Below are 6,403 nucleotides of genomic sequence, written 5' to 3' on the forward strand. Positions count from 1 at the left end.
CGATCTTAGCGAGATCGCGAGCTTGGGCGAGTTTGAAAGCTACGAGATGACCGAGCCCGCGCAAACCGCGCAGCGCCTAGCCGGTGCCGACGTCGTCATCACTAACAAAGTCCTAATCACAGATGAGATCATGGCGCAAACCGCGCTTAAGCTGATCTGCGTCAGCGCCACGGGCACGAATAATATCGACATGCAGGCAGCACAGGCTCGCGGCATCGCGGTAAAAAACGTGGCCGGCTATTCGACGAACAGCGTCGTGCAGCAGACCTTCGCGTCGCTGTTTGCGCTAACCAACGCGCTCGGATACTACGCGGATTACGGCAGCAGCGGCAAATGGTGCGAGAGTGAAATTTTTACCCACATTGACGCGCCGATCAGCGAAATTTACGGCAAAGAATTCGGCGTCATCGGGCTTGGACAGATCGGCGTAAAGCTCGCCCGCATCGCCGCCGCATTCGGCGCAAACGTGAGATACTACTCCACTAGCGGCGCGAACGATAACGGCGAGTTCGCCAGAGTGAGCCTGGACGCACTTTTGAGGGCATGCGACATCATCTCGATCCACGCCCCGCTAAATGAAAAAACGGCGGAATTGATCGGCGAGGCGGAGCTTGCGAAGATGAAAGAGGGGGCGATCTTGATGAATTTCGGCCGCGGCGGCATCGTGGATGAGGAGGCGCTGGCTCGTGCCGTGGACGAGCGAGGCTTGCGCGTAGCACTTGACGTGCTGCAAACAGAGCCGATGAGGGCGGATCATCCGCTGCTGCGCGTGAAAAATCGCCGCAACGTCATCATCACGCCTCACATCGCATGGGCGAGCATAGAGGCACGCAAACGGCTGATAAAGATGATCGCGCAAAATATTAGGGATTTTATGAGCGGCAAATGAATGCAGTTAAAACGCCGAAGCGAATTTAACAAAATCAAGATGCGGCGCAAGGCTCACAAAAGCTCTGCACGCAGTATTTCAAAGCGCTACACATAAAATTTTATTAGCTGAAAAGAAGCGGTATCGCTTCGGATAAAATTTTAAATTTACGCCGCGGATAAGCTACCTCTCCGCTTTGAATTCGTAGATTTATCTTTTCTTGCAAATTCTTTTTATGCTCATCCAAAATCCCGTAACTATAAAAAATAACACTGAAATCGCCGCTACGCAAAATAAGAACTTGCCCGCCTCGCCGAAGATATAGCCCGAATGCACGTTCAAAACGGTTTTATGTATAGCAAAAGGGCGCGGCATGGTGCTTTTCGCATCATCATAGCGAGCATGCCGCAAGATGCCCTTTTTAACGTTTACGCTCATCGTGTTCATATGCTCTTCGCTCTTTTCGCCTTTATCGAAATAAAAGATCATAAAATTTTCTCCATCTTTTTGAGCGATAATATTGAAGAATTCGTAGTTTTCACCGCGTTCGCGCTTAAAAATATCAAATACCGTTTGCAAATTTAAAATTTTATCTTCATCCTCAAGCGAAAATCCTCGCACTTCAGTAAAACTCGTTTTTCTAAAAATTTCCTTTTCCCCTAGCGCTCTGTTGGTGATTTTGGCTATCCAATCATACGACCAATAAAGCCCGCTAGCGCTTATCGTAAGCAAAACGGGCAGCAGCAAAACTCCGACCGCGCCGTGCAAGCTATATAAAAACGCATAACCTCTCGCTTTAAAATTTATCCTAAATGCGCGTAAAATTTTCCCTCTAAAACTAGGATAATAAATCACCGCGCCTGAAATTAAGACCAAAATAAACATAATTGTGCTAAGCGCCACGATATTTTTGCCTATTAGCCGCAGAGTTTCGTTTTTGCTTAGCCCAAATCCCAGATTAGTATGTAGGTTCAGTATTACGCCGATAAACGTATCGCCTATATTTTCCGAAGTAATTTCGCCGCTATAAGGATCTATAAAATATGATTTAAACTCGCCGCTAGAATCTGTGCCAGAAAGCCTAATCGCCTCATTTTTATTTTGAGGAATTCTATAATAACTGAGCGTAAAACCGGGCTTGACTTTTCTGAAAATATTTAAAATTTCGGCGGGCTTAAGAGCGTCTTTTCCGCTCGGGCTCACGAAAGATTTGCTTTGATTTAACGCATCTATAATCTCGTCGTGATACGAGATAATAGCGCCGCTAAGGGCTACGATTAAGATCGGCACGCAGCATATAAGCGTCAAAACAAGATGGACGTTGAACCAAATTTTTTTCCTTTTTAGAATCGCCATTAATTTCCTTAAATTTTAAATCCGCGGACGAAATTTATGCGCCGCGAATTTAAAAGTTCACGTTAAATCCAACCTGCGCCTTCATCCCGTCTACAACCATCATTTGATAATTTCCCGAGCGCGTTAGTACGAATTCGTTGAATATGTTATAAAGCGTAAAATTTAAACTTGCGTCTTTTGTGACTTTATAGCTCGCGCCCAGATCAAAAAGCGTGTATGAGCGGATATCCTCATCGTAGCTTAGGCTATCGCGCGTCCTACTATAATAATTTATTTGCGACCATAAGTTTAGCTTGGAGCTTACGTCGTAATCAAATCCTAGCTTTACCGAATGGATTGGAAAATTATTTAAGGTTTTACCCTTCTCGCTACCCGTTTTTTGCTCGGATTTCGTATAGGCGTAGTTTGCATGCAGCTTCAAATTATCTAAAATTTGATAATCGCTACTTAGCTCTAGACCCCTAACCTCGGCTTCTCCGATATTTATAGTGTCCCAAATACCGCGCCTGTAAGTTTTGCCGTTATGCACACAAGGATTTCCCGGTCTTGGGCGGCAAATTAATTTGGTAGAAATTCCATCTTTGATTTCGGTATAAAACGCAGTAGCACTAAAGTTAAATTTATCGTTATCGTCGTAAGAAAACCCGCCTTCGTAGCTTATGCTGCTTTCGGGCTTTAAAGAGCTTCTGCCTATCTGCGCTCCCTGGCCTCCTGCAAATGGCAGGGCAAGGCCCTCGCTACGCTGCTTAATATCCGGAGTTGAATATCCCGTCGAAACGCCGCCTTTAATAGAAAAACTTTCGTTTAAACGATAAACGGCATAAGCGCGCGGCGATATATGGCCGCCGTAGTCCTTATCACGATTATATCTGATTCCGCCGGTTAGCGTTAAATCATCAGTTAGATAAAAATTATCCTCGCCGTAGATCGAATAATCCCATCTTTTGACATTTGCCTCATCTGCGGTAGTAGCGGCTTCGTTTAATCTCTCGCTTCGGTATTGCACGCCCAAACTCAAAGCATTTGAATCGAAAAAATATGAGCCTTTAGAATTTAGCGTAGTCGTTCTAAGGCGTAGATCCTGGGCGCCGCTTTCTTTCATGCTATCGTAATTTGCGTAGCTATCTATCATAAACTTATCGTATTTTCCCTGATGAGACAGGCTTGCGGTGTAGCCTTTCATATCCTCTTTCGCAATATCGTTATTGCCTCCCGAGGTTGTTCGCGTACGCCCGTATGTACGCCTAAATTTATTATTTACTTTACGATAATCAAGCGTTACCTCATCGTTTTGCGTTACGTTATACATCAGTTTTGCGCCCATATTCGTCTCTTCATTATTTCTATTTGCATAAGGCTCTTTGTCCTCTATCTTTTCAAAAAATCTGCCGTAAAGTGCGATACCTAGCACGTCCGGGACGATAGCTCCGTTTAGATAAAAACCCGTTTGATAATCACCTTTTATTTGCGATTTTTTAGCGAAAGTATAGTATCCGTTTACATTGCCGCTAAGCTCATTTGAAAAGCCCTTAGTGATGATATTTATTACTCCGCCCATAGCGTCGCTGCCGTAAAGCGAGCTCATAGGACCGCGGATGACCTCTATGCGCTCTATCGCATTTGCGGGAGGCAAGAAATTCTGGCTACTGCCAATACTTCTTAATCCTTTATAAGCGCTATCGCTGGTCGCGGGCTTGCCGTCGATTAAAATTTTTGTATATTTTTGAGATAGGCCTCTTAGGCTTATGCCTTTTCTAGATGCAGCACCTAGCGTTGCGGTAAAGGCACTCGGCAAATCCTCTACCATTGCGGAGATATCTTGATAGTTACGCTTTTGTATCTCTTTTTGCGTAAGAACGGAGATAGAAGCGGGTGCGTCTTGAATATTTTGCCGATAGCCTGTAGCACTGACTACGGTAATTTCACCCAAATTTACGCTTTTGCCTTGTTTTTCTATCTCACTCGATATCCCAGCTGTCGCTATAGCAGCGGTCAGCGATAATTTATATATTACGCACACAAACGCCCCTTTTCTTATTAAAATTTAAACTCATTTTACTATAATAAGATACGCATTATCAAGAAATAATAAACGGTAGAGGGATTTTTTTAAACGCTAAAGGGATAAGATGAGTAAAGAGATAAGTTTAGATGATTTTTTGCAAAAAATATCTAACGACATTGAGCCGTCCAAGCAATGCAGGTATAACAAAACCGAGCTTGAAAGCGAAAGTATAAAATTCAACTTTAGCTCTTTTTATACGGGCGGAGAGATAGGATATTATAACAGCGATATAATTTGCAGAGATTTTCTTTTGCATCGCCACGAACGAGGCAGCCGCTATTCATTTTTATTTTTCAATACGGGCGAAAATCCTATCTGCTTCAGATCGGATAAAGATCAATTCGTTTTAAATAAGGGCGAGCTTTGGCTCGGAACTATGCAAAGTGAATTGCGTGGCGTTCACGAGCTTGAAAATAAACACTATAAAAGCTCATGCATAGCGCTTAGCACCGCTTTTGCGAATGAACTAGGAATTTTAAAAAATTTGAATTTAGATCAAGCCGTTTGCATGAAGAAATTTAAAACAAGCGCCGTGCAAAATATCATCCTTAAAGAAATCGAAAATGCCGCGATATACGACGGCAAAATGCGCGAAATTTTTATGGAAAGTAAAATTTTAGAGATGCTTTATAAAAGTTTTCATAAATTTAATGAGCCCGAAAATGCACTTAGCCTTGATGAAAATGACATAAAAACAGTCCAAAAAGCAAAGAAAATATTACTTGAAAATATGCAAAACCCACCTAGTATTAAGGAGCTCGCTCGTCTTTGTGCCACGAATGAATTTGCACTAAAAAGGGATTTTAAAGCATATTTTGGCACGACCATTTATGCGATGCTGACAAATGAGCGGCTTGGAATTGCAAAAGAGCTATTAAGTCTAGATCAAATCAGCGTAAACGAAGCCGCTAAAATGGTCGGATACAATAATTTATCGCATTTTTCTAAAATTTTTAGGGCTAAATTTAACGTGCTGCCGATGCAACTGAAAAAGGATATAAAATTTTACTACTCGGATTAGAATTTCTTGCGACCGGCTATCTTTTATAAGCCGCGCCCTTTCACAACCGCATATCAAAACATCGTAAAATTTTATATTGCAACTGGGACCCGTAAAAATACGGAATTTAAATTATAAATTGCCGCCGAAGCCTTGACGGCAAAAGCGAGCTGCGATCAAATATCGCAGCTGCGGGTATGTTTAGACGCCAAGGGGCGCCTTAAAATTTTAAATACGTCTAAATTTAAAACAGGCTATAAACCTCATCGAGCGTGAAGTGCTTTTTATCGATCTTACCGCCGTAGTATGACTTGATATCCTCGTCAAAAGCCTTATGGAAAAATTTCGCTTTATACATTTTTACTAGGCTGCTATTGACCGCATCAAGCAGTTCGGTATTGCCCTTAGATAGGGCAACAGCGATATAATCTACCTTGCCGAGGTTGATGATTTTTGCATCAAGTGCGGCATCGTTTCTAGCATATCCGAGTACGACCGTATTATCGTCGGCAAAGCCTATACCCTCGCCAGCCTTTAGTCTGGCGACACATTCATTCGCATCGGCACATGTCGCAATCTCATAACCCGCGTTTTTAAAGTGCTCCTCGGCAGTTGTGCCTTTAACGCTTAGAATTTTTTTATGCGCGATCTGATCGATTCTTGAAATATTATCATCCTTACGGCTTAGCACGCCAATTTGCACTGAATAATACGGGTAAGAAAAATCGACTTTCTGAACGCGATCTTTTGTGACGGTAAGCTTGGATATGATGAGATCTACTTTGTTTTGCTCCAGTGAGGGAACGCGATCTTTAGATGCTACGGAGATAAAGTCGATTTTGATCTTTTTATTGCCGAATAGATTTTTGACTAACTCGTTTGCCAAATCAACCTCAAAGCCCTTCAGCGTGCCGTTATCATCGAAGCTAAACGGAGGCTGGGAATCTTGCAAGCCTATGCGAATTTCGCCTGCTTGCTTGATATCTGCTAGGGAATTAGCGCAAAGCGCACCAGCACCCAGCAAAATACTTAGTAGAATTTTTTTCATATTTTGTCCTTTGAATTAAAACATTTTATAAAGATCATCTAACAAGAAATATTTTTTCTCAGCCTT

The 6,403-nt window shown here is 42.6% G+C and carries 5 protein-coding genes; 2 read left to right on the forward strand and 3 right to left on the reverse strand.

Annotated features, from left to right (window positions below; genetic code table 11):
- The first annotated feature begins 13 nt into the window (after positions 1 to 13).
- Positions 14 to 889 carry a D-2-hydroxyacid dehydrogenase gene (locus tag Q0614_RS01320; protein ID WP_298785954.1) on the forward strand — a complete coding sequence of 292 codons (876 nt, stop codon included), beginning with the start codon at positions 14 to 16 and terminating at the stop codon, positions 887 to 889.
- 189 nt (positions 890 to 1,078) lie between these two features.
- On the opposite strand, the gene Q0614_RS01325 is transcribed toward Q0614_RS01320, so the two are convergent.
- Positions 1,079 to 2,224, reverse strand: a complete 1,146-nt coding sequence (locus tag Q0614_RS01325) for a PepSY-associated TM helix domain-containing protein (RefSeq protein WP_298785947.1) — start codon at positions 2,222 to 2,224, stop codon at positions 1,079 to 1,081.
- A 49-nt stretch (positions 2,225 to 2,273) separates the two neighbouring features.
- Positions 2,274 to 4,244: a TonB-dependent receptor gene (locus Q0614_RS01330; RefSeq protein WP_298785949.1), complete on the reverse strand. Its 1,971-nt coding sequence runs from the start codon at positions 4,242 to 4,244 to the stop codon at positions 2,274 to 2,276.
- 109 nt (positions 4,245 to 4,353) lie between these two features.
- On the opposite strand from Q0614_RS01330, the gene Q0614_RS01335 reads away from it, so the two are divergent.
- On the forward strand, positions 4,354 to 5,310 hold the full coding sequence (locus Q0614_RS01335) for an AraC family transcriptional regulator (protein WP_298785951.1): 957 nt from the start codon (positions 4,354 to 4,356) through the stop codon (positions 5,308 to 5,310).
- A gap of 223 nt (positions 5,311 to 5,533) precedes the next feature.
- Here Q0614_RS01335 and Q0614_RS01340 read toward each other — a convergent pair whose 3' ends face one another.
- Positions 5,534 to 6,337, reverse strand: coding sequence for a transporter substrate-binding domain-containing protein (locus Q0614_RS01340; protein ID WP_298785953.1), 804 nt, complete (start codon positions 6,335 to 6,337; stop codon positions 5,534 to 5,536).
- Between the last annotated feature and the right edge of the window lie 66 nt (positions 6,338 to 6,403).

The sequence above is a fragment of the uncultured Campylobacter sp. genome (assembly GCF_937997595.1).
Classification (GTDB): domain Bacteria; phylum Campylobacterota; class Campylobacteria; order Campylobacterales; family Campylobacteraceae; genus Campylobacter_B.